The sequence below is a fragment of the Sporosarcina sp. YIM B06819 genome (genome assembly GCF_033485175.1).
Taxonomy (GTDB): domain Bacteria; phylum Bacillota; class Bacilli; order Bacillales_A; family Planococcaceae; genus Sporosarcina.
Window position 1 is genome coordinate 1 of record NZ_JAWLIQ010000069.1, and the last position, 713, is coordinate 713.

Annotated in this window: 7 tRNA genes; all 7 read right to left on the reverse strand. The window is 53.3% G+C overall.

From position 1 onward, the window contains the following. Nucleotides 1-7: 7 nt before the first annotated feature. Nucleotides 8-83, reverse strand: a tRNA-Asp gene (locus R2B72_RS18550). Nucleotides 84-86: 3 nt separating this feature from the next. Next, nucleotides 87-161: transfer RNA gene (locus R2B72_RS18555), tRNA-Met, on the reverse strand. Nucleotides 162-217: 56 nt separating this feature from the next. Beyond that, a tRNA-Ser gene (locus R2B72_RS18560) sits at nt 218-310 on the reverse strand. Between the two features lie 17 nt (nt 311-327). Next, a tRNA-Ile gene (locus R2B72_RS18565) sits at nt 328-404 on the reverse strand. A 7-nt stretch (nt 405-411) separates the two neighbouring features. Next, nucleotides 412-485 (reverse strand) — tRNA-Met (locus R2B72_RS18570). A 22-nt stretch (nt 486-507) separates the two neighbouring features. Continuing rightward, a tRNA-Ala gene (locus R2B72_RS18575) sits at nt 508-583 on the reverse strand. A gap of 51 nt (nt 584-634) precedes the next feature. Beyond that, nucleotides 635-711, reverse strand: a tRNA-Pro gene (locus tag R2B72_RS18580). Nucleotides 712-713: the final 2 nt, after the last annotated feature.

The following is a 713-nucleotide window of genomic DNA, read 5'->3' on the forward strand; positions in this document are numbered from 1 at the left end:
AAAAAAATGGCGGTCCCGACCGGGATCGAACCGGCGATCTCCTGCGTGACAGGCAGGCATGTTAACCGCTACACCACGGGACCATTTGGTTGCGGGGGCAGGACTTGAACCTGCGACCTTCGGGTTATGAGCCCGACGAGCTACCACTGCTCCACCCCGCGATAATACTATTTATTACTTTATTGCTCTTTCAGTACGGTTCACCATTTAAGTAAAATGGAGGAGGTAGAGGGATTCGAACCCCCGCGCGGTTTAACCCGCCTGACGGTTTTCAAGACCGTTCCCTTCAGCCGAACTTGGGTATACCTCCGCATAAACATATAGTACTGGTGGACCTTGCAGGACTCGAACCTGCGACCGGACGGTTATGAGCCGTCTGCTCTAACCAACTGAGCTAAAGGTCCTTTAAGATGGCGGCAGAGGGGATCGAACCCCCGACCTTACGGGTATGAACCGTACGCTCTAGCCAGCTGAGCTACGCCGCCAGGATCTTTATACAAGTTGTTTTGGTGGAGCCTAGCGGGATCGAACCGCTGACCTCCTGCGTGCAAGGCAGGCGCTCTCCCAGCTGAGCTAAGGCCCCAAAAAATTATGGATATTGCTGTTATTCTAGCTAAAAGCTACTATAACTTAGTGGTCGGGAAGACAGGATTCGAACCTGCGACCCCTTGGTCCCAAACCAAGTGCTCTACCAAGCTGAGCTACTTCCCGAG